Below are 23413 nucleotides of genomic sequence, written 5' to 3'. Positions count from 1 at the left end.
CCTCGCACCAGCCTCAGGCGGCGGATCGCGACCGACAACGTGACGCAGAAGGAAACGCCAAGGTCACGCAGATCGTCATTGCTCGCCCGACGATGCGCATACGCCGGCCTTGACGATTGCCAGACGGGCGCCACATGGGGCCACATGAAACGCGTCAGGATTGACAACCCAAGCATTTCATCCATTGCCCGGTGTGCGGGCAGAATTTCGACGCGCACGACTTCTGACAGATGCCTCACCACGCCGAGCCGCTGCATCAGCCGCTAACAGTCGAGCGGTAGCTGTTTTACGCGCGCTAAAGAGGTGGACCAATGGCCAGACCGATCATCCACTTTGAAATAATTGGGCGCAATCCAGCGAATCTGCGGCGCTTTTACGCGCAACTCTTCGGATGGGAATTCGAGGTCGGCGGAGCGGTGTCGCCGCTTGTTTCCGACGCAGGCGACTATGGCTTCCTCGCCCCGCCCGGGGCTCAACCGGTGGCAGGGGGTGTTGGAGGCGGGAGGAATTTTGATCCACACACCATCATTTACGTCAGCGTAAGCGATATCGAGACATACTTGGCCAAAGCAGAGCAGTTGGGCGGGTCACGAGTTCTTGGGCCGGAACGCTCGCCCGGCACCCCGCTGACGATTGGCCAGTTCCGAGATCCGGAGGGTACCCTCGTCGGTCTGGCACAAATTGACGAAAACACCTGATCTCTTCAACAATCGATCCGGTGGCAGCACGGCGGCCAACTCGTGCGAGGGGCCATCGAACTCACCTGTTTCTGCCGAGCGAGGATGCGTTCACTTGCTTTATCGACCCACGGGTGCATGAAGGCGAGGCGTTTGCAGGCGATAATCGAAACTCTCGAGCGGCTGACCCGGACTATTGACGATTGCTATCCGGGCCAGCGCTCCCAAGATCAGCTCAGTCGTAGACCTTGATGATCTTGCGCGTGCTCGGATCCACCAGAACGGTCCGGTTGTCGACCACCACATAACGGTATTTGACGTTCGGCACTTCATGAAGCTCGACTGTATCCGGCAGAGGCGAGCCGATATTGAGCTCCACTCCAGGAATTTTCACCGAAGCGAGCGGCTGCTTCTTCACGTATTCCTTGATGACGGTTTCCTGCTGCGGTTCGATGATCACATCCTGGGCGGCAGCGGCACCAATGCCGGCCAACAACAGCAATCCCGCAGCTGCGGTGGAAAGATGCATTCTCATTAGCCGTCTCCTTGTTGAGATTTTGCTTGGACGCAGCTTCATCCCGCCAAGCCCACCTCAACGCGGGCCAACCAACGAATGTTCCTCGACGGGGGTTAAACGACTAGACCGTAAGACTTAAGTCTGACCCGCCTGCGCAATGGTCCGTGCACAGGACGCGGCGGGAACAACCGTAGCCATTGCTTGTTGGTAGCGTCATCTCCGGAGGAGATTCGGCGCGTAAAAAGTCCCTTCATGCGCTGATAGGGTCCGCCGGCCATTGCTGGAGTTGGCAGGCGGACCCTTAGTTCCCAAGAAGCCCCGGATTGTCGTCGAGGCCTAGCAGCGAAGCGTTTAGCCACGAGGAAACGCCAAAGCCCGCCGCCTGTTGGGCGCGGTCGGACCGATCAAGCGCTGAATGCACCTCGTCGAGAAGCGTGATCTTCACCGTCGGCTTGCAGCGGCTGCAATCGAACTTCAGCTTTAGGGGATCGACGCCAAACTGCACTCTGCCTTCACAAGCATGTTGTGCCGGGTCGCCTTGCCCAGCGTGTCGATCGGATCGTGCGCCATGAGAACAAAAAAGGAACATTTTCCTTGATCGTCAAGGCCGGCTGTGGAATCTTTCGACGGATCTGAGCCGAGGAACTACCCATGAGCGATGAACTGATCCGCCTTCCAGGTGCCTTCGAGCCAGTCACACGCCCGGGCATTCAGCATCACCGATGCGAACACCCCGACTGCGGCAAGGATGCAGGATGGGGTTTCGCCAAACCTAAGCAGGCGTCGCATTGGTTTTGTTTCGCGCATCGCGCTGAGGGCGAAGCATTTCTCTAAGGAGCGGATGATCAGAGCGCCGAAACGACCGGCGCAGGAAAGCGCGTCAACACTCTACGCCACGATTGCTGGCTGCCCGTCGTCACGGCGCATATACGACGTTCCGTTAGCCGCCGACCGCGTTCCTATCCACGACAATCGCGTGGTGATACATTCGCTCGATTTGGCGAATGTTTTTGTCGTCAAACTCACCGGGAAACCGGGGAGGTGGTCATGAGAATTATTACCACTCTAACATGTGTCGCGTTGCTTGCAGGTTGCGCAACGGCGGGCCCCCCAGGGCCCCAAGGGCCTGTCGGTCCACAAGGTCTGCCCGGCAAGCAGGGACCTAAAGGTGCAATGGGGGCTGAGGGTCCAGCGGGGAAGGACGGCGTCAGCGGTTGGGAAATCGCCCACTATGCAAGTGCGAGTGATACAAGCCCAGACAAATCCGCACAGGCTTGGTGTCCCAAGCCAAAAGTCGTGATAGGTGGCGGTGCCAGCGCGTCAAATTCAAATGCTCTAATTTCTAGGAGCTTGCCGGTTACTTCCCCAGCTCCGGGGTGGGTAGCACAAGCGCATGTAGCCACTACGCTCCCAACAGCTTGGACGCTGACAGCATATGCCATTTGCGCGCTTGTCAAATAGTCGGCGCTTGGCCGGGCCGGTGAACTTTGCGTTGTCGCGCCTCCGAAGGTGAAAACCTAGCGAGTTGCGTACCCGTGAGCGCGACAGGCGCGTCCCGGTGCTTAGGATCGGATCAATCTACCTGATCTGGTGGTCGAGCAAGCAACACCCCCACGACAATTAGCTGGCTTTCTAGCTGGCAGCGATGTCTACCCCCTGAGGGAGAAGCGCTTTCTAGGGAGGAAGCATGCGAGGCAAGCGTCGCACCGCTATGGTGGCGGGGGTTCTTGGGTCGTTCTTTGGGTTTTTTCTGTTGATGCTAGTCCTGCAGACCGTAGGCAGATTGCCCCCTGAGGTTGAGCTTTTCGGGAAATTGACATCCGCCGTCCGCGATAGGGCTTGGCTGACTCGGTGGTGCTCGTAACGCTCGTTGAGCGGGGCGTGGTGGCGGTGGTGGTCATGGGGATCTCCCATATTTATGGTCAGTTTTGAGATAAAAGAGCTGTACGAAGTTCCTAATCTTGCCCTTTCGTGGGAGGGCTGGGTGGTGTCGGAAACAGGGGAGCAGGAATACTATCGGCAGCTTGGCGGCATGAATAAATCTTAAGAAATGCATTCCGAGATAAGTTTCTGGATGCGAAGCTAACGACAATCTTCAATTTGGTTCGTATAGAAACACGTATTGTGGAAGCGTGGTTGAGAAATCCATTTGCTTCGGGCTGGTGAAACTTTGGGCAGGGGTAGAAAATGACTCTGATCGATAGACACACTGAAGCTGCATCTGGCAACCGATACATTGTGATGAGGACCAAGTATGACCGTGAGGCGCGTACGAAGGGGCCCTCTTATTCCTATTCAGATCGTCCATCAGATCGACTGGGCGCAGGGGTCGGGGAGCCAAGAGCACGCAGCCTGGAATCCATAACCGGCATGCTTGATCGCATCGGCTGCGGCTATCTCGTGCTGAACCGCGAGAGGAAGGTGGTCGAATGGAACGCTGCCGCTCAAACCACGCTGGAGCGCCAGGGCGAAGTGGCAGATACGGCCAGCGGGCTTTCCGTGGCCTTGAGGCGGCTGATCGCGAATGTTCCGGCCCATTTCCTGCCGGGCTCGTTATCTTGGGTGGTGATCCGCAGCGGCGGCGACAGGCCGGTGATATTGGACGAGAACGGGTTTATCGCTCCTGACGGAACGAGCATTGTGGCGTTGCTGGACCGCGAGAACAGGTCGGGGCCAAATCCTCAGACACTGCAAAAGATGTTTGGCTTGACGAGCGCGGAAACGCACCTCGCGTTGCGTTTGGCTCGGGGCGATGCACCTTTGGAAATTGCCCGCAGTTGGCGCCTCAGCCGCACCACGATCCGCTCCCAGCTTGCCTCGCTGTTCGCCAAGACCGAAACGAAACGTCAGGCGGAACTGGTGGCTCTTCTTGGGCGCATTTCAGTCTTGCCATAAGGGCGTCGTTTGGATCCATCTCAGCAACCAGCCAGTCCCGAAACGCTTTTGACTTCATGGGGCGTTCGCGGTGTCCCCTAACAAGCGAGAAGTTCGCAAACCCCGGATCCCAGTTGGCACCCGGAGGGTACAGCCTATCTCCCGTTCGGGGCACCTTGGGAACTGGACCCGCATCCTTGGCCAGACCGAATTTGGTGTCCCCCATGTTTATCCATAGGCCCGCACCTAAGTCGATGGCGCATATTCGCCAAAGCGAAACAACGTGGTTTAAGGCCTCAAGGGGTACTTCTGGGAGGGAGGCCATGCGTCGAAAAGAACGCACCATTTTTTGGCGGGAGGTTTGGGTCAGCCTTTGGATTTATCCTGCTGACGCTGATCCTGCAAATGGTCAGTTCCCTTGACTAGGTGCTTGACGGCCGCCGGAGTCGCACCAGAATCCGGGGATGGATGAAAACTACAAATATGGCGAGCGCAGCTGCCTGCAGCTCGTGCGCAGGGCGATCGAGCTGACCTGCCCGGCCGGCGTGTTGCCGAGCGAGGATGCCGTGTGGCTGCTTTACGGGCCTGAGCCGGTGCATGAGGGCGAGGCGCTTGCAAAGGCGATCATCGAAACGGTCGAGAGATTAACCGCGTGGCGAATTGACCGGGCGCGCTGATCAAGGCCGAATTACCACTCCCGTGCCGTACAGTTGCACACCAAGGCGATCGTTCTTCCGCCACCGGACCACCGCCTGATAGGTGGCTCCCTCCTCAGGGATGAACAGCACAAAACGATCCGGGACTGAGGCATCAGCAGCGACCCGCAGTTCGGCGCCTCTCTCATGCTGGTTGCAGATCGAGCAGCTTATATCCATGTCCCGACGCCCAGTGCTTATGGTCGCGTCCTTCAGCACAGGCGTTCTCTCCATAGATGCAGTCCTTGTCGTGGCGGATTAGCCATGTGGTTCACCGCCGAAACCTTACAGCGAAGCGCTGCGTATATATTTGTGCTCGCCGCGGAGGTGCTTGGGGCGCCGCTTGACCTCCTCCGGCTTTACCCACTGCGTCGCCGGTCGCTTCTTGATGCCCTGCGGAGGCGGGCCGGCATGGTCCTGGACCCGCTTCCACAGCCGTTCCTTCATGTCGCGACCCAGGCTGATGAAGGCTGACCCGACATATTTTCGGGTGCCCGGTTGCGCCAGCAAGGCAAATGCAGCCTTGCCAGGCTCGCTCGACACCCATCAGTTCATATTCCTGGACCGTGAAGCTCTTCGTCTTCAACCAGTTCGATGTCGGGCCGCTCCGATATGGGCTGTCCGCGAGCTTGGAAACGATCCCCTCGATCCCCGCCTGGTCGACGAGATAGAAGATCGCCTTCGGATCGCCGGGTATCGACTCACTGAACTGGATGCGGATGTTCGGCTTGATGATGCCGAACAGGATCTCGCGGCGGGCTTTGCAGCCGATATCCGTAGCCGTCGAGATGCATGATGTCGCAGGCGCCGAGGATCATGGCGTAGGGATCGCTGTGGACCGCCTTCTGCAGCGCGTCGAAGTCGGGCAGGCCGGCTGCGTTGGTGACCACCGCCTCGCCCTCGAAGATCGCGTTCTTGACGTCGAGCTCGCGTGCCGCTTCGACAAGGCCGGTGTATTTGCTCGTCCAGTCCGCGCCGCTTTTGGTGAAGGCACGAATATCGTCGGGGCTGTTGATGACGATCTGCGTGCGGTAGCCGTCGAGCTTGATCTCGTGAATCCAGTGCTCGCCCTCGGGTGGCTTTGGGACCAGCTTGGGCTCCATCGGCGGGATGAACTCGAGACGGCCGCCGCCGGTACTTACAATTTTACGCACCCAGTGAATACTAGGTACAAAGCTTATATTAGCTAGAGTGAACGGAACGTGATTCCGCGCGGCCTGCTTGCACATTGGTGCGGGTTGTATGGATTGATGAGAACGGTAATTTGCGATCCCGCCTTGGCCGTGCACACAGGCACTAACCAGGGGCTGGTTTCGACACGGTAGACGGTGCCATCAAACTCGTATTTGAGCAGGTAGCGATCGGGGCCGTCACCGCCTTCAATACGATCCAAAACTTCAGCGGCGCACCGCACCCAGTCTTTTGTATGCTCACGCAGCCATCTGCTGTGAATGAACACAAACGCAAAGAATATTCCGCCGCAAATCAGGCACGCTAGCAAAAAGCTTGGATCGAAGTTGCTCACTTTGGCTTGTGCCGCGTTTTCAAATCAAAGGGGTATGCGGAAAGGCGAGCACCGCTGAAAGACCGATTCCTGCAACAACAATCAGCGCGACGAGGCCGGACCACCGGGACCGGGGCTGTTTTGGGTTATCGGATGGCCCGCACCGCTGAGAGGATCAATTCGTCGTGATCGAACACTGAACTACTTGACCCGTTGCCTTGTCACGAACCTTTTTCGAAAACACGCGATGAAGGCCGATTGCGCGTGATTTAGCTTCACTGCTCGCAACGTAATCGGGAGTGCCGACATGCATTTGCCAGCGAATGTCTCTGGGGGGGACAGGTTTCCACGTGACTTTTGATCCATAGGCCGCTTCGCCCGGACCTGTGCTATCGAACCGGCAGTCGATGGCTGCGGGCATCATGCCTTTCTTCCCCATTGCGGTGTTAATCGCGTCAAAATTTGACTTCGTAAGCCATCGATCCGCACCGCTAGTTGAAACTGTAGTGCACCCTGCCAGAGATATGCTCGATATCAAAAGCCAATGGCCAATTGTTTCATACCCGTCCCCCACAACTGAAAGTAGTCGGTTAGATAGGACGCCGGCGCGAAACAGGGCAAGGCCCTTCCTTCCTATTCTTCCCGAAATGTGTAGCGAAGGGGAGGTGGAACCATGGTCGCGGCGAGTGTTCCGCCGGACAACAAAAAAGTCCCGCCGCTCTTGCCCGGACGGCGGGACCCGATCAAGCGACTTGCACCAAGCTTAGGGAGTTCGGGGTTGCTCTGGTGCGCGCGATCATCTCAATTTTAGGCGCATGAGCTGTAACGCGTCCACCAACTGGCGGTTTTAGTTCAGCGCCGGCGTCCGTCCCGGCCTGAAACCCTTCAGCGCCGCGGCGATGCCCATCATCACTGATTGCTCCGGGTGATCGAGAACGCGCAGGGTGCCCGGCTCGTCGCCACCAACGCCGCAGATCGGCAGGGCCTGATAATCGCCCTCGAAAGGCTCCGTGTCACCATTCGCGAAGAAGTCGTATTCGGGGAAACACCTTTTCAGGAAGGCCTCGACTTCGCGCAAGACCGGTTCGGACCGATGTCCCAACGGTGGCAGGATGATGAAGCTGTCGACCTCATCGCCTGCCAGCACGCCCGAAACATCGATGCCAGAACGCATCCCAGATTCCCCGAATGATGGTCCATTTTCGTAGATTATCAGATGGCCAAGTCAAGCCAGGGCGAAGGCAAAATCGCCGCACCTTTCGGTGCGTCAATACCCCCTTCTTGCGATGGAATTCCCCAGGCGGTCTGGCAAGCTCGGTCCGAAAAGGAGTTCGCCATGACGTGTCTCACCTGCAGTCTTGCCGCCGATACTAATGGAACGTGGCGGGTCGTCTTCTTGCCTGAAGAGTTGCATCTCTATGTCGAATTCGGCCCCAAGTCAGTTCAGATCCGGTCGACTGGATGAGTGTGGACGACTTCCTTGTGAGACGCCCGAAAGGCGCGCTTCACGAAAGGCCGCTCGACCAGTTAGTCTCGATCCTTTGCCACGCAATGAGGGATCAATAAACGCAGAAAGAGGCCGGCCTTTTCAGCTGCAGCGCGCCCAGCCCGACGGCGGAGAAGCCTATTGCAGAGCCGGGGGAATGGCTACCCACAGAAGCAGTGCAACCCCGATCCCATAGGGCACCAGCACGACCGCCAGCGCTACCCAAAAGCCGAGGTCCCCCAGGACTGCCATTTCACTGCGAAGCTGTTCCATCGCGTGTTTCCAAGGAGGGTTTGTCTTCAGCGCTCAGCCGCTGCTCCCGGAGCCGAGCGGTCTTTGCGTCTCGGGCCGCGCGTTCAACATCGATTAATGACCGTGCAGCATCTGACGTGCGCTGCTGTCTCTCATCTCTCTGGGTCCAAGTGGCCAAGCGGCGTTCTCCTATGCGTGGCCTGATCTAGGTGGATACTGCTGATCGAACCATCGTCACAGGCGAGTGTTCCACCCCAGACAACAAAAAGCCCGCCGACCGAAGCCGACGGGCCAGTGTGACCCGACAGCTGAACACAATTGCTGTCTGGCCGGAGTACAAGGTTCCAACACCCGAAAGGGCCGAAAGTTCCGAGATGCTAATATACTGGTTCGCGGCTAGCCCGGAATTCCGGACCCAAACCGTGGAACCTTTCAAACGCGCATGACTTTTGCCTTCTTGTGGAAGGAGATACGAAATGAGCCTTGACATAGGAAAGGTCGCCATAGCCTTGCTTGGCCTGCTTGCCTACAAGAACAGGGACAAAATCGGCGAGTTGATCGCTGGCAGGAAATCGACAGACCCCAACGCTAGCGCGGGCTCCCCCGGCGGCTTCGGCGACATCCTGGACCGTCTCATAAATGTGGGTGCGGGCGATCAGGTGGATTCTTGGATAGGAAAGGGATCCAACCGACCCGTTCAGCGCGAACAGGTTGAGAAAGCAATCGATCCGCAAACGTTGGACGATCTGGCCGAGCAAACCGGATTGTCTCATGACGAGCTTCTCGACCGGCTCACACGAGAACTCCCCGATGCAGTGGACAAGCTCACTCCCGACGGCCAGTTGCCAGCGAGCAAAGGTCCAAATCTCCTGGACGAAGTCCCAACGACTGCTCGTACTTAGCGCCACCTCGCCACGAGAGGTCAGGTCATCCCGCGTCGCTATCGCTCGCAACCAGGCGGTACGGGAAATGATTGCGAATGTGGTCGCTAAGTAGACTGCTCAGAACACTGGCGCGCTCGCCCTTAAGTCGGGTCGCTCCAGGCGCTCCACGACTGGGCGCGAGACGATATTGGAGCCGATATCGGCAATCGCCTCCTCGAGCGTACGCGCAGCTTCAGCTCAAATCGAGTGTCATGTGAGCTGGCCCGAGCACCCTGTTGGGCAAGCCTAACGTCCCGACCGATAGTTTCGGTCCTTGGCGGGCGCCCAGCTCGCCGCGTTGTGAGGCGGCTATTTCCCGATTTGGCACAATCGGATTGGCATCAGAGTTGCCTAGCAAGACTCGCTGGCGTTTAGCCGCAGCAACGCAGGAGATGAAAAATGGGTTTGGCCCAGGATTTGTCTGACGTTACGCTCACGTTCGAATGTCCGAATTGCTCGCATCCGATGGTAAGGAAGGGCTCTGCGATAAGAACGATCGCGCACTTTATATGCGACGGGTGCAAAGCCAAGGTGCGGCTCACCTATCCGCAGAAGCTAGCAATTTTCGAACGGCACAACGGATTGGCCAGGCAGCCGCGAAAGCGCGCGCGCAGAGACCGTACGCTACCCACCGGGGCTCGATTGCTGCAGACAAAATGACTCAGAAACGGGCAAAGTTAAGCTACAGACCTCACTCGCGCCACGATTTACGCCGATCCGGTGGGCGATATTTATACGACCTGTTCCGATGCGTTGTGGTCAGCTCAGGACGAATCCCGCCAATAGGACCGTAAGGAGCAGTGTCAGTGGGACGGCCAGGAGACAGCACAGTTCAAAAGTGTTGTCTTGGCGCCCGTCCATCGTGCTGATCCCGCTTTTGTGCTTTGTCATGTGACAGCAACGGGCAGTGGCAGCCGGCGGTTCCATACCTGTCGGTTCATGAATCGCTTGCCCCGCGTATATTAGCAATACCTTGACTACTACCAAGGCCGCTCCACCCTCATTCCATGGCGCGGATCAGCATAGGAGATGAGGTGGCACTAACCGCTACAGTTCGGCGTCGGGTTTTGAAGGATCGCATAAGCGTCTCTATCCCGGGCTACAAATTCCCTCATTCCATCAAGGACAGCACCTCGAAGCTAAAGCGAGGCCAGCAAATCGAGCTTAAAGGAGAAAGTTACCCGGATTGATGAGGAGAAAGTGACGATCGATCTGGGACCGCTGGTGACAGTTGATCTGGACAATGTCCGCCTGGTGGAGAAATACCGTCCACAGCAGCGCAGAACGCACCTACACGACAAGACAGGCTAGGCCTGTTCGTCATCGACTGGCCCTTGCGTCCTTCATTCGCATGCTTCGCTTCAATTAGCGTGAGCTAATATTTCGATAGCCGGCGCTGCCCCTCTAACCCCGCCGGTCAGGCCCGGCATCTTGCTGACAGCCCCGCCGGGTGGGTGCCGGGCCGCACCGTTCCTCTAGCACGCAGCGTTTTGTCGAGCGTGGAGGCCGTGTTTGGGCCCCTATGTGCCTCGCCCATCCACGAGCTGCCAAAAGCCACCATTGCCGCAGGACAGCGCTCATGCGCTGACCAGGGCCGCAGGCCATTGCTGGATCTGGCACGCGGACCCTTGTTTGTGCACGCTTCAGATCGAAAGCGGGTAAGCTCAGGATCACTCGTCCGGCCAGAAATCCTGAACCGAGCTATGGGCGAATGTGGCTGCGATGGCCACGAAAGATACTTGACGCGCAGCCTTCTCACGCCAGGTTTGAACCAATGGATCACCGGCTGCATCTTTAGGGCGTCTAGCCGTGGCACAGAAGGCGATTCCGCGGCTCCCCGACGAAAGTAGTTGCCAGCGTTGCCGTTGATCCAAGGCTGAAGGGGGACCAGGATGGCTGACGGCTACAGCAAGCCGGATTTCCGAGATCGCACCCACGTATCGGCGCACGAAATCCATGAGGTGAAATATTTCGCCGAGCAGAATGGCCTGACGCCAGACCAGGTTCGGCAGCTCATCAGGACCCACGGCAATGACCCGAGCCCGCTGAGGGAAGCTGCCAAGGCGCAGATGGCGCGTGGGCTTCGGAGGGCAAGCTTGCGCGCCGCGTCCAGCTTTTCCACTGCAAATTTCGCCAGTTCTCAAAATTTTTCCTCCATTTTGCGCGACTCAATTAGCATCTACTGATGGAACGGGGTCACGCCGTGCGAAGAGTCACGAATGGGTTTTGGGAAGTCTATGATATAGACGACGACGAGGTTGTCTTCATAGACGGGGTAGCTCTGACAAATTTGCAGGGAGAAGAGGCACTCGACGCCCTGGAGCTGCTAAAGGGCGGATTCCTGATCCCGAGCAAGCGAAAGTATTCCCGATTCTGACCTGGCGGTGAACTGCTGTCCGACAAGGTGCGGCATGGAATTATCGCCCATTGCAGATGCGCGACAATTCCTGCCGGCGCTCAAGTGCCAAGGCGCACCTTAGATACGCGATATTCTTGCGCAGAGATCAGGCCGGGCGGAGCCGGCCCTCGTCGGAGGTCGCGACACCCAACATCGCTCGAATGCATTCTAACGCTGCTAGGAGGGGCACGCCTGAGCTTCACCGAGCCAAGTCTTGCTAAAGTTCTGCTAGTCATTTCAGGGGACTTGGAAGCCATGCTATTGCCCTGTGGACGTTGCGACACAGCAGCGATTGGGGCACATTCCAGGCCATGTGCAATCTCTACAACATCACGACCAGCCAGGAGGCCATTCGCCAGTGGACCCGCGCCTTGCGCGATATCCTCGGCAATCTCGAACCCTCCATAGACATCTATCCCAACCAGCCAGGCCCTGTGGTGCGCAACACGCCGGACGGCGAACGCGAATTGGCCAATCTGCTGTGGGGCATGCCGACGCCACTGGAGCGGGTGAAGGGCAAGGCCGACTATGGCACCACCAATATCCGCAATCCGCAATACGGCCACTGGCAGCAATATCTCGGCATCGAGAACCCCTGCGTTGTGCCCGTCACCAGCTTCGCCGAGCCCAGCCCGACGCCCGGTGACAAGGACCCCGAGACCGGCATTCAGCGCAACTACTGGTTTGCACTCGGCGAGGACCGCCCGCTGTTCTTCTTTGCCGGTCTGTGGACGCATTGGCATGGCACTCGCAAGGTCAAGGACGGCCCCGCCGATCATCAGGTCTATGGCTTCATGACGACCAGGCCCAACGCGCTGATCGCGCCGATCCACGACAAGGCAATGCCGGTGATCCTGACCACGCCGAAAGAAACCGAGACCTGGCTCACCGCGCCGTGGTCGGAGGCAAGGCACCTGCAGCGCACGACGCCCGATGACGCGCTGGTGATCGTCGAAAAACCGGCGACACAGATCAAGTTCGCGGCAGCGCCTGAACAGGCGCCGGCGCAACGTTCGCTGTTTTAGGTATAGATCAACACTCGCTCCGCACTTAAGCGAACGGGCCTTGTCGCGCCGTCGCGCTCGCGCTTTGGCGCCCCCGGTGTGGTCTAGTGAGTTAGCTGTGGTCGGCTGTTCGCCAATATGCTTCCAGGCTGTTGGCATACGCCACGCAACCAGTTCCCCGTGTATGGAAAACTCTTGCAGCAGATTTTCGGCCGAGCACCAACTGGGATGTCCGTCATGGTGGCAGTAGATTCAAGGAAGTTCCTGTCATCTTCGAAGTGCAGGAACTTTTAATTGTTCGCCGGTTCAAGTACGCTTGTTCGGATGGCACGCGGAACGCGTGTGCAGGGAGGAGGAAGGCATGCTTCGGATTGCTACCCTTGCGACTTTCAGCATTGGCTTTGCCGTTCTCGCAACCATGTCGGCGCCGCAGTCCCAAGCCGCACCTTGCGGTATTGTGCATAAGCAGGCCCGCCAGCCGCTGAATGACCAAAATTTCTGGCTGCTCGCTGAACATGGCGGCAGGGCCTTCGTTGACCAACGCACTTGCCTCGTTGCCAGGATAGACAGGCTTGATCAGCCCGCCACGCTGAGCGAAGCGATGGGCTATTGCGCTACGCTCGGACAAGGCGGGCCGTACGGCGATATGGGCTGGCAACTTCCGACGATGGCGGAATTGACGAGCCTCGATTCGGCGGACTGGCCAAGGCAGCGCGAGGCGTTCGCGCAATACAAGCTGCCACCGCTCGCGCGTAGCGAAACCGAATACTGGACGCGCACTGAATGGCCAGGGCTGGCAGGGTCCTTCGCGGTCGTCACATTCAGTGCACCCACGACGCTGGTGCGTCCGCTTGAAGCGACCAAGAAGGCAAGCGCATGGTGCGTCTTTGGGGTGACCGCCACGGGCGTTGACTAGCTGCTGGCGTCACCTATTGAGCACCATATCGCTCTTATGCGAGCTAATGTTTCGGCATCGTGGAAGGCATCATAGAGTCGTTATGAAGTTGCCAAATTGGCGACCGCCAGGCGATTGCTGGACGTCTGCTCTTCCTCAGCGCAGTTTCTCAGGCCAGATCGTGACCTTCCGCACTCGAACGGTGGCGGAGCGACGCTTGGACGAGGCCAAGCCAGCGGAAAAGACAATTCTTTACGATGTGTTAACTGCCTCGACACTTAGGCCGGGTTTTCCGGGATGGAACGCAAAAAGCCAGGTGTGTTGACAGAGAAACTGTTTTAACTTACTTTATTGAGGCGTTTTATAGCGAATGTGAGGTTGAATTGGCCACGCCTTTGGCTGCCAATTTTCGCTGTAACGAGCAAATACCAAAAGTAGCCTGCTAGATATTGCCAGTAAAAAAGCAATGGGGCCGCCGCTTCGGCGGAAGGGGAGGCTTTTGTGCATTTTCCTTTGGTCGTTATGTTGAAGAGATGCGTCTTCAATACAGCGATCATCTTGGCCGCGGTTCTTGTGCTCGGCGGAGGGGTTGACCTCGCGGCAGCCCAGCAAATGTGCGGCTCCGCGCTATCGCAGTGCGACCTGCAGACCGACTCCGCATGTCTTGAACGCACCTATGCGTGCGGCGAATATGATACCGTTATCCAGTCGCTCTTCGTCGAGCGGTTCGAACCGACGCCCGACCAGAAATACTTTGTCGGTGCGTCGTTCTACGGACGCCATATTCGTGAACGCGCCGCCGGCGTGCAGTGCGAGATGGTGAAGTTCGCGCGCGAATACCTGACCGACTATCTGTCCGGCGTCGAGGCTGCGTTCACCACCAGCGGCTCCTTCGGCACCATGCGACAGATGGATCAAATCTATCATGCCGCGCAGATGCTGAATGACCTTGGCGGCGTCACCGGCTGTCCCGAATCGGCGCTGACACGCGCTACCGTCGAGGACATTGCCCGCAGCGAAGCCGTGCGCTATGCGCGCTCGGTGTTCCTGCAGCCGCCGGCGGAAGCCCGTTCCTCGTTCGACACGCTGCAACTGGCGCTGAGGAGCTTCGTCAGTCGAGCGTCCGATCTCGAGACAGGCATCGCTCTGCGCCGCGTCGAGATCAAATCGGCCGATACGCACTTGAAGGCGATCCGCGCCATTTTTGCAGAGATATTCGGACCGGTGAGCGGTGCGGGCGCTACGCTGGTCGCCAACACCTCGATCCTCGACGGGCTGGCGGCCAAGACAACGCAGATGCTGCGCTCCGTCGAAGTCTCGGAGGGGGAGTTCAAGCGCGCGCTCGGCGACGTCACACCTGAGCAATACGCCAATCTCAATCGCAACACTGTCGCAAGCGCAGAGGACTTTCTCAAAATCTCTGCGTTCCACATCAACATGATCGGGGTGCTGCTGCCGACCGATCCGGCAAAACCCTTCTGGCGACTGGACGCCGAGGTTCATGCCGACAATGCGGCACAGGGCGCATTCAACGATCTCGCCAAAATAAAGGCTGACTGGAAAGCGCATGGCGCCGCGACCGGAATTTGCGCCCAGGCTGGCGCGGCCGACAGGGTGTGGTACTGCCGATGACAAGCATCCGAGCCCTTGAGCTGTTCCTGATCGTCAGTTGCGTCCTGGCCGGCGAAGCCGGCGCCGCATCGATCCTGGAGCGCGCTTACACGTCGGAGAAGCTCGACAGTTTCTGGAACGCGACGCTCTCTGGCGCGACGCCCGAGACGACCCGGTTCAGCCTGCTCGCCCCTGGTCCCGCCGCCGTCGAACCAAGTCACGAGGCCACACAGCCCGATTTCGGCCTGCCCTTCGCCGGCGAGGTAATCGGCGAGGCATCGGCCCCTTCGGGCGGCAGCCGCGGCGTCGGTTTTCCGGTCATCCCGCTTTCGGCCGACGATGCTTCGGTACTGATGCGCCGCCTCGCATGGGCGGAGATTTATCTCAGCCGCTACCGCTTCTTCGCCCCAGTTTCGACCGATAGTGCCGAAGAGCTCGCCGCCCTCGTCGGCCGACAATACGCAGCCGCCGTCGAGGCTTATCTGATCACCGGGCGACTCTACTTCTCGGGGGCCGACTTGCCGGAGAAATGCCGGCATCTGACGAGAATGAACGAGATCGATGTCGGGCCTTTGTCGGGCGCAAGCGCGGATGCGCTGCCTGCCGCCTGGCGTCCGCTATTCCCGATCGTCGAGGCCGTGCGGGCACGACTCGGCTCGGACGCCTTGGCGAAGCTGGTCTGTTCGGCCAAGCCAGTGCGCGGGCGCGCTGAGACGACCGCGCTGATCGAGACGCGGGTGCGCGGCCAGATCGTCAAGGCGGTCAGGACGAAGGTCGACGATACGCTCAACCTGATGAACACCGCTTCGACCGAATACCAGTCGCTGGTCAACGAGATGGACGTGTCGATCAAGTCGGCCGAGGTGATGGAGCTTGAGCGTGTGCTCGGCAACGCGCAGGCCAATATGGTGCTAGTCAAGGCGGATCAGCTGAAGGCAGCCGAGACGATCGCGACGCTGCAAGCCGTCGATCTCTCCAGCCTCAACCAGCCGGATTCGCTGAAGGAGTTCGAAGAGGGGAAGGCAAGGATGGCGCAGATCGTCGGGCAGATCGAAGGGGTGATGACGGCCCTGTCCGATCTCACGCATGTTGTCGACGATCCGGCGATCACAGCTGAGCTTTCTTCCTGCGCAGGACTGGGCGGAGCGTATTCAGCGCTCGACCTCACGCTCGACACTGGCGCGCTGACCGCGAAAATCAGCAGCCCCTACGAGGACTGTATCAACCATGCCCGCGCAGTGGTGGCACGGTTCCAGAATCCGTCGCTTTCCAAGGCCCAGATGGCCGAACTTGCCCGGCATGTGCGCCAGATTTCCGAGATCTTTCTGACGACGGGGCAGCCATGAGACAGTTCTTGCTGCTTTGCGGACTGGTTGCCGGCATCGTCTTCGGCACTGCGGGAATGGCGCGCGCGCAAGATTGCATGGCGCTCGACATCGACGCGGCCGCCGGCCATGCCGGCGAGCTGACGACGCTGCTCAAGATCGCCAATTTCCGAGCCGACGTAAAATATATGGGTGAAGTCGCAACCGAACTTGAACAGTTCCTGACGACCTGCGGCGACGAGACGACCGGACGGCTGGCGATCGTGTGCGATTTCGACTGCCACCTGCAACTCGGACGCTATCGCCTGTTCCTCGCCGCCGACATGCCCTTCCTGTCGTCGGCGAGCGGCGTCAGCCGCAACGATACGCCGGTTTCGCCGCAGGCCGCGCAGGAATTCGGCCGGCAAGGCATCGAGATCGTCGACCGGGGCCTTCGCATTCTCGCCCGACAACAAGGCGGTGATCAGGGCACGGCGGCGGGAGAAGATGCGAGCTACCGCACCTTCGTGCGGCAGCTCACGGCGCTGTCTTCGCTGAAGATCCAACTGCTGATGAACACCGGCGACGTGTGGTATCAGACCGTCTCGGAGGCTCGCGTCAAGGCGCTCGACTTCCTGGTCAGCGATACACTGGGCGCCGTCGGAGGCGCTGGTCTCGACAGCCAACCCAACCTCTCCAAGGCCTACACCAACTACGAAGCCGCCATGTGGGTGCTGGTCGAGACGCAAATGGATATTCCGGGCGAGTCCACCTACGACGACCTTCGCGCCGACCTGCTGCTGCAGCAGAGCGACCTCGATGCGCGCATGGACAGCGTACGCAAGGGCTTCCTCTTCCTCAATATCGACCCGATGCAGTTCACGACGATCCCGTTCGAGGACCTGCAGCAGGCCCTAACCGAGAGCGAGCAGCGGTTGACCGAGGTCGAGCGCAATGTCGAGGCGCTGGTTGAACGGTGGTACGCCAACAAGGAAGGGGAAGCCACGCGCGCGCTCGACGAGGAGCGGACGATCCGTAGTCAGGAAGTCAACCTGATCGCCCACAAGATCGGCAAGCTGGAACACGAGGCGCAGACTTTCGCCACCACTGTCCAGCAGGAGATCAACGCGGTCGACGCCGAGAAGGACACGTTCGGCTATCGCCAGCAGATCAGGTCGCTGGAGATCGAGCTCGGCACGAAGATCGCCGAGTTCGAAAACCAGCGCCGTCAGATCAATGACAGGCAGGAACTCGACCTGATCGTCCTCTCCAAGGAGGCCGAAGTCGAGCGGCGCAACGAACTGCGCTGGCTGCTGAACTGGGAAATGACGCAGATGAACCTCGATCTGCAGATTTCCTCGCTCGAGAGCCAGATCACCGAATATGCCCGCCAGACCGAGCGCAACGCCAACCAGCTCGAACAGGCAGTTCGCCAGCGGCAGATCCTTCAAACCCAGATCGCCAACAACCAAGGCGCGATCGCCCGCGCCAACGACGCAATTACCGAACTGCAACTGCGCCAGACCGATCTCTATCAACGCCGCCGGGCCGTCGACCGCGAGCAGCTTTGCGGCATCGAGAATCAGCTCGCCCTGATCGGAGATACGGCCGACCATCCGTTCACGCCGTTGCTCGCGGGCGAACAGGCATGCCAGACCGTGACGCCAGCCTTCACGCGCAACCAATACGTTGCCCAGATGTGCGGCCCGGATGGTCAGTCGGGTCTCAGGGCCCAGCTCCTGAACTCGCAGACACAAGCGAAAGCATTCCTGATGAAGTGCGTTATCGGCAGCGCCGACTTCGCCGATGTCGAGCCGCTGATCGCCGACCAGCAGATGATCACATCGAACATCTCGCTGCCGCAGGAACTTGCGAACGTCGATTGCGGGTCTTTTTCCCAGACGGAAACGGACTTCGCCAAGAAACTCTACGAAGCTGAGCGGGACCTCTATGCGAGGAGAAAGGCGGACCTTGAGGAGGCGCGTGACCAGGTCGACGGCCAGTTGTCGGAAGTGATCGCTTGGTTCGTCGCGTTCAACGGCACCACACAGGCCGCGCAGGTCATCCTGACTTCGGTGCAAGGTGCATACTCGATCGGCGCTGCGGTGCCCGAGATCATCACCTGCGCCTGCGGCTTGGGCAGTGGTGTCGCGACTGTGGTGGACGTCGCCAAACCGATCAGGGCGGCCTTGGAAGCGGCCCAATCCATCCTGTCGACGATCATCAGCACCGGCCAGATCACTCAGGCGAATATAAATGAAATCAACGCGCTGAAGCAGCGCCTCACGCAGCTCCGCCAGGCGATCGCGCAACTCGATCTCGACAAGGCGCTCAAGGCAAGGGCGCTGGTCGACACCCATTTCCAATTGGCCGGCCGGCTGGCGCAAGGGGCACAGGACATCAAGGAATTGGCGCTGCAAGGCTCGATGGCGGCGGTCGATTGCCAGAGCCAAGATCTCAGCATCGACGAGCAAGTGGCGCGGCTCAAGTCCGACCACGAACGCATCCTCGCCGGACTCGATCTTCAGGCCCGCGAAAACGACATGCTCAGTTTCCAGGTCACCGACCAGCAACGCACGATCGACCGGCTGACCAACGAGATCGCCATCCTCAACCTCGAACTCGACAAGCTGTCCCTCTCGGAAGCTCAGCTCAACCAGGACAATGCGCGCGTGGCAGAACTGGTCGCGGCAACCAACGGCCGCATCGAGCGCGTGCGTGCTGCGCAGACGACCGTAACCGGCCTCGCCGAGGAATCGAATGCCTCGACCAACCTGATCAACGAACTGCGCGACCGGCAGAAGGACAAGATGCTGGCGCTGAGCGAAGCCGAGCTCGCCTTCGTCGAACAGCGCATCACACAGTCGCGCGGCAACACCGAGGAACTCGTCGCAGGCCTGAACCAGGCCAAGGACCTCGGTCTCAAAAGCCGCGCGCTGCAGGACAGCATCCTGAAGTTCCAGAGCAACGTTCAGGCCGAGGTGACAAAACAACAGGAGGACATGACGAAGCTCGTCACCCAGATTGACGATCCGGCGACGCGCAAGAATCTGTTCATCGCTACCCAGGAGACCGTCGCCGACCTGATGAAGGGCATCCCCGAATACCTGGTGACCAAGCGGCGCGTGCTCGAGACCGCCAACCGGCTGATGCACCTGATGCGCCGTCGCTTTGAAGTGGTGCAGGCCTTCACCGGCGAGGCGGCGACTGTGCCCGCGGTCTATGTGCGTAACGCAACCCAGCTCCAGGCGATGATCGACGACATCGTCGCAAAGCGCTTCTTCGACGAGCGACAGATCAATATCGATGTCGCCCAGATCGTTGTGCCCGCCAATTCCGGCTTCGCCCGCAAGCTCGCGCTTGACGAGAATGTCGAGTTCGAGGTTTCGCCCTTCGCGTCGACCGAGGCGCTGATGAAGGCAAACGGCTATTTCGCGCTGTGGGCGCCCAACAAATTCCGTGAACGCAAGAACCTGACCCTGATCGACGTCTTCGTCGGTACCGACTACCAGTGCACAGGGACGCAGTGGAACCGCTTCGCGTTGCAACACCGCGGCAGCGGCTTCGTCCTCAAGCCGCTGACCAAGGGGTCGAGCGAGGTCCGCGCCGACATTTCGGTCGGGCCGGAGCGGGTCGCTTTGCAGACCTTTTTCAACCAGGCCGACAGCGGCGACGAGATCACCCGGATCATCCGCTACTGGGTTCAGGATCGCTACCAGGCGCGCAAGTTCCCGCGGGCGCCCGGACCGTCGAACGACACGAGCCTGATCCTGCCCTATCTCGGCGCGCCGCTGATCGGTTCGTACCGATTGTCGCTCCAGCCGAGCGACTGCCCGTTCGATGCCGCTGTGTTCACCCTCTATTTCATCTTCGCGAGCGCGCCGTGAGAGCCGTCGTTGCCGCAGCAGCGCTTGCTCTGGCGCTTGGCGAGACGGGAGCAGTCGCGCGCGACCTGTTCGTCGACAATCTTGCCGGCTATACGATCGAATCGCGCGTTCTCGACGCTCCCAACTGCGAGGGGCCCGCCATTCCGGATGGCACGCTGAAGACCTTCGAGCAAGGCATCTGCGTCTTCCACCGCCCGGCCCGCAGTCCCGACGACAGCCGACGCGCGGCGAACCTGATGCGAGAGGCGCAGACACGCGGACTCCCGCCCGTTCACCAGCAGCTCGCCGGTCTGATTTCGGGCTTGGCCAACTGCGCCGAGGCGACGCGTCACCTCGACGCCTATCGCGCTTCGGGCAACCAGAGCCGGATGGAACAGACGCTGTTTTGTCGCGACCGGCGGCACAGCCAGGCTGACTTGAATGCGATTGAATGGAATCATGCGTTGTTCGAGTATGCCGAAAGGCTCGGTTCGAACCGAACGCTCGACCAGAGGCTGGCCGAGATGAGCGCTTGCGAGGCCGGCCCCTTGAGTGCCGATTTCGACGCCCAGTGCGGCCTGATCTCCAATCTGTCCGACACCGAGATCGATGCCTTCGCCGACGGGTCGGCGGGCAAGGTGATCGAGAGCTACTTCGCCAGCGTCGAGAGCCCGATCACGGCGATGTTTTCCCGAAAGCTTAAGCGCGCCGAGGGCCTGATGCAGAGTTCGCGCGCCGGCATCGACGACATCAAGGCCGGTGCCGACGCAGTGAACAAGGAGTATGCCGCGCTGAACCAGGTCTACGAGGCGGCGCGCGACACCAAGATGGGGCCGATCTACAGCGCCTACCGCGAGGCGATCCTCAGGGCGACCTCGATCCTTGACGAGTTCGACCGCTGGAAAGGCGGGCTGTTCATAACCTCGGAAAACATCAACCTGATGCCGAAGATCACGGAACGTTCGGGTGAGATCACCGGCGAGAAGACCCGCGTCGAAGGCCTCGCCTTCGAAGCCAAGGCGGGCGCGCTGGTCGCAGACATCAAGCGCATCATCAATGCTGACGCCGAGAACCGCGCCACTGTCGCCGCGCTCTGCCGGATCTACTTCTGCGAACTGACCAATCGCCGCGCGATGGCCGACGTCATCCGCACCTGCCGCCGGCCCGCGCTGGCCAACAATCCGCTGTGCGTCGGCCAAAACGGGCAGATCACCAGCGGAAACCTTACGGTCGACTTCCAGGGGCCGCACTCGATCTCGGTCAAGGAGTTGTGCCAGTCGGCTGGCCTCGATCCGTTGATGACCGAGGTCAACATGGATCCAGCCCGCGCAGCAAGCTGCTTGAGCGAATTGCGATGAAACAGGCGGCCGCCTTGCTCGCCCTGTTTCTCGCGGGCGCTTCGGTGGCCAGCGCCGAGCCGCAGCTTGCCGCTTTCGTGACCGACCAGAACAAGGACGTCTATGTCGCGCTTTTCGACGGCAAGGCGGTGGAACTCGCCGGCTGCGCCAGCCCAGGCCAGGCGAAGCGGCTGCTGCACCTGCCCGACACCGCCACCGTGTCGCAGACGACGCTCGCCAAGCTTCAAGCCGAAAGCGGCTTCGGGGCGCAGCCACGGCTGCCATGCCTTGGCACCGCATTCGATATTGACTGGCCGGCGACAACCGCGATCTGGGCCGATGTCGCGGCATCGGGCAATTATTATCTCCCCTCCCCCTCGGGCAGCGGCTATTTCGCCGTGCCTACCGCCTGCGCGGAGATCAAGGCGGCGCTCGCCATCCGCGAGCGACTGCAACTGCCGGGGGTGCTCCAGGGCTTCGTCGCGCCGCCAAGCGTGGGGACACCGTTCGTACTCGATTGCGGGCGCGGCGATCTCGGCGGCCCGTTGGACCTGGCACTGCCGAGCGCGGCCCGCTGGAGCCTGCACCGGTTTGAAACCTTCCTCAGCGCCGACAGCATCGGCGACACGGTCTATGTCGTGCGCTACACGCCGCCCGGCGAAGGGGTGCAGCCGTCCTATCTGCCCATTGTGCGCCTCGACGGCAGGGCGACGCGCGACATCATCGTCGATGCGGCTGCGGCGGAAGCGGTAGAGAAGAAATTACGGGCATTCTTCGGAATCGCCGAGGCCGAGGGCGTAACCCTACTCGGTGCCGACGCGGTCGCCGCGCTTCGTTCGGCGCCCTTCGTCGACCTGTGTCTGTCGAATTGCGAGGGCTATCAGCGCGAGCACGCGGCCTTCGCGCAACCGGGCATCGACCTCGGCCTGTCGCCGCTGCCAGCCGGCCCGTCCATCAGCTCGCTTGACTCCCTCGGCAATGCGCGGCTGGACTGGACCTTCGCGGACGGGCGAAGCCTGTCCTTCACGGGCTGCCCGCTTCTCACCTCGGCGCTCGGCCTGTCTGCCCCCGGCATTGGCGATTGGATGGGCGAGACCGATCGAGCGCTGACATCCGCTCCGGCGCCGGCTACCGGCTTCGACTGTCGCGGCTCGGCCAGCGATACGTGCATTCGCCGCATTAATGATGGTGGCACGCTGACGCTGACGCAATTCTCCGCCGAGGGCGATTGCGCCGGGCGGATCAATCTCAGGCTCGAACTGCCCGCAGCGGTCCAGGTGCCGCAGAGTCTGATCCTGAAAGGACTGCCGTTCAAGACGGTGCACATGGCGCCGGCCCCCGGCATCACCCGCACGCGGCTCGTCGGCACCGCCAACCGCGTGCCGGGCGGAACCTCGTCATGCATCCTGTCCGCGACGGGCGTCATCATCGTCGCGGATGGATTGCCGCGGCTCGAGCTCGAGCGGATCGATCTGGCACGGGCAGCCGATCAAACGACCGACGAGGTCGTCGCCGTGATCGCCCAGAACGGCACTGTCGCGCTCGACAATGTGACCATCGGTACCGTGGCGGATGGGTTGTCGCCGGTGGCGCGTGGCGTGTCTCTGTGCCTGGCCGATCTTTATGCGCGCGGCCTCAGGGTGGAAGCAGACATGCTGGCGATCCAAGGCGTAAGGGCACGGCTGCTGATCTCGGCCCAGACGCCCGCCCGCTCCAGCATTGTCCGCGCGCGCTTCGGCGCGGTGCTTACCTCCGACAGCCTGATGCGGGTGGAGTCTACCGACGTCTCCGCGGCCAATCCGCTGGTTCTGCGCGGGGCGATCGTGGCGGGCCGCTCGGTTGGCTTCGCACCCGCGGCCACTGGCCTTGCGGTCGGCTCTGCGATCCAGCTCGAGCGTGGTTCGTCGGCGAATTTCACCACCTCGACGGTATCCGGCTTCCGCTGTGCGGTCAGTTTCGCAGACAGCGGCTCAAGCGCCAGCTTCCTGCTGCCGGGCAACGACATCGCACGCGACAATACGAGCCGGGCTTGCGGGCCAGGCCGCTTCACCCTGGTCGAATAGAGCGGAA

Annotated in this window: 18 protein-coding genes; 13 read left to right on the top strand and 5 right to left on the bottom strand. The window is 60.4% G+C overall.

Features of this window, described 5'->3' with window-relative positions:
* Positions 1 to 311: 311 nt before the first annotated feature.
* On the top strand, positions 312 to 698 hold the full coding sequence (locus tag NKJ46_RS23985; protein ID WP_352492794.1) for a VOC family protein: 387 nt from the start codon (positions 312 to 314) through the stop codon (positions 696 to 698).
* A gap of 214 nt (positions 699 to 912) precedes the next feature.
* Here NKJ46_RS23985 and NKJ46_RS23980 read toward each other — a convergent pair whose 3' ends face one another.
* Positions 913 to 1212 carry a DUF1236 domain-containing protein gene (locus tag NKJ46_RS23980; RefSeq protein WP_352492793.1) on the bottom strand — a complete coding sequence of 100 codons (300 nt, stop codon included), beginning with the start codon at positions 1210 to 1212 and terminating at the stop codon, positions 913 to 915.
* 633 nt (positions 1213 to 1845) lie between these two features.
* Here NKJ46_RS23980 and NKJ46_RS23975 point away from each other — a divergent pair.
* From NKJ46_RS23975 to NKJ46_RS23965, 3 genes are all read left to right on the top strand, one after another.
* Complete coding sequence (locus NKJ46_RS23975; RefSeq protein WP_352492791.1) at positions 1846 to 2028, top strand: hypothetical protein; 183 nt, start codon at positions 1846 to 1848, stop codon at positions 2026 to 2028.
* Positions 2029 to 3564: 1536 nt separating this feature from the next.
* Positions 3565 to 4089 carry a helix-turn-helix transcriptional regulator gene (locus tag NKJ46_RS23970; RefSeq protein WP_352492790.1) on the top strand — a complete coding sequence of 175 codons (525 nt, stop codon included), beginning with the start codon at positions 3565 to 3567 and terminating at the stop codon, positions 4087 to 4089.
* Positions 4090 to 4532: 443 nt separating this feature from the next.
* On the top strand, positions 4533 to 4745 hold the full coding sequence (locus NKJ46_RS23965) for a hypothetical protein (RefSeq protein ID WP_352492789.1): 213 nt from the start codon (positions 4533 to 4535) through the stop codon (positions 4743 to 4745).
* 303 nt (positions 4746 to 5048) lie between these two features.
* Here the strand turns inward: NKJ46_RS23965 and NKJ46_RS23960 are convergent, their stop codons facing one another.
* The 4 genes from NKJ46_RS23960 to NKJ46_RS23945 form a co-directional block, all read right to left on the bottom strand.
* A complete protein-coding gene (locus NKJ46_RS23960) occupies positions 5049 to 5306 on the bottom strand; it encodes a hypothetical protein (RefSeq protein WP_352492788.1) in 258 nt (85 codons plus the stop codon).
* Between the two features lie 158 nt (positions 5307 to 5464).
* On the bottom strand, positions 5465 to 5917 hold the full coding sequence (locus NKJ46_RS23955; RefSeq protein WP_352492787.1) for an ATP-dependent DNA ligase: 453 nt from the start codon (positions 5915 to 5917) through the stop codon (positions 5465 to 5467).
* 32 nt (positions 5918 to 5949) lie between these two features.
* A complete protein-coding gene (locus NKJ46_RS23950) occupies positions 5950 to 6288 on the bottom strand; it encodes a hypothetical protein (protein ID WP_352492786.1) in 339 nt (112 codons plus the stop codon).
* An 826-nt stretch (positions 6289 to 7114) separates the two neighbouring features.
* The gene (locus tag NKJ46_RS23945; protein WP_352492785.1) at positions 7115 to 7441 is read right to left on the bottom strand and encodes a hypothetical protein; all 327 of its coding nucleotides are present in this window, start codon (positions 7439 to 7441) and stop codon (positions 7115 to 7117) included.
* A gap of 1040 nt (positions 7442 to 8481) precedes the next feature.
* On the opposite strand from NKJ46_RS23945, the gene NKJ46_RS23940 reads away from it, so the two are divergent.
* The 9 genes from NKJ46_RS23940 to NKJ46_RS23900 all read left to right on the top strand — a co-directional run bounded on the left by NKJ46_RS23940 (position 8482) and on the right by NKJ46_RS23900 (position 23406).
* The gene (locus NKJ46_RS23940; RefSeq protein ID WP_352668145.1) at positions 8482 to 8907 is read left to right on the top strand and encodes a YidB family protein; all 426 of its coding nucleotides are present in this window, start codon (positions 8482 to 8484) and stop codon (positions 8905 to 8907) included.
* Between the two features lie 1913 nt (positions 8908 to 10820).
* A complete protein-coding gene (locus NKJ46_RS23935) occupies positions 10821 to 11114 on the top strand; it encodes a DUF3606 domain-containing protein (RefSeq protein ID WP_352566616.1) in 294 nt (97 codons plus the stop codon).
* Positions 11115 to 11637: 523 nt separating this feature from the next.
* Positions 11638 to 12351 carry an SOS response-associated peptidase gene (locus tag NKJ46_RS23930; protein ID WP_352668143.1) on the top strand — a complete coding sequence of 238 codons (714 nt, stop codon included), beginning with the start codon at positions 11638 to 11640 and terminating at the stop codon, positions 12349 to 12351.
* Positions 12352 to 12646: 295 nt separating this feature from the next.
* On the top strand, positions 12647 to 13246 hold the full coding sequence (locus tag NKJ46_RS23925) for an Lcl C-terminal domain-containing protein (protein ID WP_352668141.1): 600 nt from the start codon (positions 12647 to 12649) through the stop codon (positions 13244 to 13246).
* Positions 13247 to 13783: 537 nt separating this feature from the next.
* Positions 13784 to 14857, top strand: coding sequence for a hypothetical protein (locus NKJ46_RS23920; protein ID WP_352668138.1), 1074 nt, complete (start codon positions 13784 to 13786; stop codon positions 14855 to 14857).
* Positions 14854 to 16182, top strand: coding sequence for a hypothetical protein (locus NKJ46_RS23915; protein WP_352566608.1), 1329 nt, complete (start codon positions 14854 to 14856; stop codon positions 16180 to 16182). Before NKJ46_RS23920 ends, NKJ46_RS23915 begins: the two co-directional genes overlap by 4 nt.
* On the top strand, positions 16179 to 20027 hold the full coding sequence (locus NKJ46_RS23910; protein ID WP_352668136.1) for a coiled-coil domain-containing protein: 3849 nt from the start codon (positions 16179 to 16181) through the stop codon (positions 20025 to 20027). The genes NKJ46_RS23915 and NKJ46_RS23910 overlap by 4 nt, the downstream gene beginning before the upstream one ends.
* The gene (locus NKJ46_RS23905) at positions 20024 to 21364 is read left to right on the top strand and encodes a hypothetical protein (RefSeq protein WP_352668134.1); all 1341 of its coding nucleotides are present in this window, start codon (positions 20024 to 20026) and stop codon (positions 21362 to 21364) included. The genes NKJ46_RS23910 and NKJ46_RS23905 overlap by 4 nt, the downstream gene beginning before the upstream one ends.
* Positions 21361 to 23406 carry a hypothetical protein gene (locus tag NKJ46_RS23900; protein WP_352668131.1) on the top strand — a complete coding sequence of 682 codons (2046 nt, stop codon included), beginning with the start codon at positions 21361 to 21363 and terminating at the stop codon, positions 23404 to 23406. The genes NKJ46_RS23905 and NKJ46_RS23900 overlap by 4 nt, the downstream gene beginning before the upstream one ends.
* Positions 23407 to 23413 lie beyond the last annotated feature (7 nt).

This window comes from Mesorhizobium sp. M0166, from assembly GCF_040322255.1.
Classification (GTDB): domain Bacteria; phylum Pseudomonadota; class Alphaproteobacteria; order Rhizobiales; family Rhizobiaceae; genus Mesorhizobium.
This window is presented reverse-complemented; position numbering and strand designations above follow the sequence as displayed.

Coding starts and splice junctions, on each gene's coding strand:
- NKJ46_RS23915 (WP_352566608.1), top strand. CDS start 14,854: ATGACAAGCATCCGAGCCCTTGAGCTGTTCCTGATCGTCAGTTGCGTC.
- NKJ46_RS23945 (WP_352492785.1), bottom strand. CDS start 7,441: ATGCGTTCTGGCATCGATGTTTCGGGCGTGCTGGCAGGCGATGAGGTC.
- NKJ46_RS23900 (WP_352668131.1), top strand. CDS start 21,361: ATGAAACAGGCGGCCGCCTTGCTCGCCCTGTTTCTCGCGGGCGCTTCG.
- NKJ46_RS23930 (WP_352668143.1), top strand. CDS start 11,638: ATGTGCAATCTCTACAACATCACGACCAGCCAGGAGGCCATTCGCCAG.
- NKJ46_RS23910 (WP_352668136.1), top strand. CDS start 16,179: ATGAGACAGTTCTTGCTGCTTTGCGGACTGGTTGCCGGCATCGTCTTC.
- NKJ46_RS23980 (WP_352492793.1), bottom strand. CDS start 1,212: ATGAGAATGCATCTTTCCACCGCAGCTGCGGGATTGCTGTTGTTGGCC.
- NKJ46_RS23975 (WP_352492791.1), top strand. CDS start 1,846: ATGAGCGATGAACTGATCCGCCTTCCAGGTGCCTTCGAGCCAGTCACA.
- NKJ46_RS23935 (WP_352566616.1), top strand. CDS start 10,821: ATGGCTGACGGCTACAGCAAGCCGGATTTCCGAGATCGCACCCACGTA.
- NKJ46_RS23970 (WP_352492790.1), top strand. CDS start 3,565: ATGCTTGATCGCATCGGCTGCGGCTATCTCGTGCTGAACCGCGAGAGG.
- NKJ46_RS23940 (WP_352668145.1), top strand. CDS start 8,482: ATGAGCCTTGACATAGGAAAGGTCGCCATAGCCTTGCTTGGCCTGCTT.
- NKJ46_RS23965 (WP_352492789.1), top strand. CDS start 4,533: ATGGATGAAAACTACAAATATGGCGAGCGCAGCTGCCTGCAGCTCGTG.
- NKJ46_RS23985 (WP_352492794.1), top strand. CDS start 312: ATGGCCAGACCGATCATCCACTTTGAAATAATTGGGCGCAATCCAGCG.